Annotated in this window: 2 protein-coding genes; both read left to right on the plus strand. The window is 40.2% G+C overall.

All coding sequences use genetic code 11. The annotated features are described in order from the left end of the window. On the plus strand, window positions 1-1,436 hold a 1,436-nt coding region (locus tag BM308_RS13070), incomplete at its 5' end, for a Mu transposase domain-containing protein (protein WP_143098631.1). Continuing rightward, on the plus strand, window positions 1,436-2,216 hold a 781-nt coding region (locus BM308_RS13075; RefSeq protein ID WP_074945817.1), incomplete at its 3' end, for an ATP-binding protein. The genes BM308_RS13070 and BM308_RS13075, both read left to right, overlap by 1 nt.

A 2,216-nucleotide genomic window follows, 5' to 3' on the forward strand; every position in this document is an offset into this window, starting at 1 on the left:
TTTCAACGTTGGTTTTAAAGTCAGATAACGATAAATTCATTCCTGATTTTGGAAGAATTGTTGCTCAAATGATTGAAAACAGACAGCAATCCATAAAACTCAGATATCAGGAATACTGTATAGAAGCAGAAAGTTCAGGAAAAATACCTCTAAGCCTTTCTTACTTCTCAGCCAGAATTAAACAGGAAAGAGATAAGATCGCAAAAGAATCACCCGAGTTCTATTATGCCCAGTCTTATCCTTACGGGCTATATGCCGAGCTTGATTTTACTGGTGACCAATATGAACTGTTAACCTATAACGGCAGAATTAAATGCTGGATTATGGTTGTTGCTTTCCCTGCAAGCTATTACGTTCAGGCTCAGTTTGTTACCGGTCAGACAACAGCTGAAAGCTGTCGTGTTCTAAGTGAAGTTTTCAGAAGAATAGGAAACAGACATCCCTCAATTATTAAGGTTGATAACGCAAAGTGCTGGTCAACAAAGCATCAGTATGGCAAAGAAGCGGTAATCAATAGAAACTTTGAAAACTATCTGCTGGAAATGGGGATCAGTGCAGAAGCAGCTCCTCCTTATTCACCTCAGCGAAAAAGCTGTGCAGAACACTCCGTAAACCGTGTTCAGTCAATGATGAAGTCCCTTAAAAACAGTTTTTCTAATAATCAGAAAACAATTGCCGAACATAACAAGCTTCTGATGCAGAAAGTTGATGAAATCATTAACAGAGGCGAGTTCCGTCGCAGCCGTGAAATTACAAGAGAGTATCTGTTCAAAAATCGTGAACTGCCTTTATTGCAGCAGGTATCAGGTATACCTGATTACCCTGGAGATGCGATTTCACAGGTTATACAAAACTCCTACATGATTACAGTAAATGCACACAGTTACAGCGTTCCTTATCTCTATATTGGAAAGAGAGCTGATATTTATGTCACCAACGATTACATAATCATAAAGCATGAGGGTAAAGAAATAGCTCGGCATTTAAGACAAGACGGTGAAGGTATGACTGTTAAAGAGGCTCACCGTCCACTGGAGCATCAGGAGATCAACAGGAAGAATAAGCTGTATAACTCGGTAGATGATGTTCTGCGTATAAGTACGGGACTTGATGAAGGTCTTTCCCGTTTCTGTCACAACAGAATAGCTTACGACAGGAGTCGAGGTCAGAGTGAAGGTAACACGATAAAAGCCTGCAGAGCAGTTATCAATGCATATAAACGCTGTATGCTCAAACCTCTTTTTTCTGAAGCCTGTCTATCGGTTCTCAGACTTGATCCTCAGCGTTGGAATTACTACGAGCTTACCAAGGTATACGATGAGATCCTAAAGGAATACACCAGCAAAAACAAAATAGAACATCAGACTGAAATAATCAGAATCAGCAGGGATTCAGATGAAGCACATATCAGAGACTATGAAGAGGAGCTGAACTAATGAAAACAAAGAATGCCATGGATCAGACAATTATACTTCCACAGCAGAAGGGGCTGCTTGATAAACTCTCTGATTTAAAGCTCGACGGCTTCAACAATGAACTTGCAGATCAGTATGAAAACAGTCAGCTGTATCAGGATATGACATTTGAAGAACGACTTGAGAGATGTCTGGACGCACAGCTTGAATTTGCAAGCAATAACCGCTTCAGACGTCTGGTTCAGAATTCAAAAATACGTAACAAGATATACATTAGACAGTTTGTACCGTCTCCAACTAGAGGATTAACCAGCGAAACGCTTTTAAAACTCAAGGACGGAGATTTCCTGAATAAAGGTCTGAACATTGTTATATCTGGACCCACAGGTACCGGTAAAACAGCGCTGGCCAGTGCCACAGCAATAGAAGCCATGAGTAAAGGATATTCTGCCATGTTTTTCAGAATGAATGAGCTGATGGTTCTAATTGAAGCAAAAGACAAACCTGCTCTGGCAAGGTTTATTGATAAGCTAAGACGCATTCGTTTGCTAATAATTGATGATTACGGACTTACAAAAATATCTGACGGTGTAGTTTCTGGACTTAATGAGATTGCTGATGCCAGATATGGAATTGGTTCAACTATTATTACTTCACAGCTGAAGAAAAAAGCTCTTAAAAGTGTTATTGATGAATCTCCCATCAGAGACGCTCTTGCAGACCGACTTTTTAGAGACTGTGACTGGGAAATTACATTAAAGGGCAACTCCTGGAGAGGATCTGCAGATGAACTGTCAGGAG

This window comes from Succinivibrio dextrinosolvens, assembly GCF_900116345.1.
Lineage (GTDB): Bacteria > Pseudomonadota > Gammaproteobacteria > Enterobacterales > Succinivibrionaceae > Succinivibrio > Succinivibrio dextrinosolvens_B.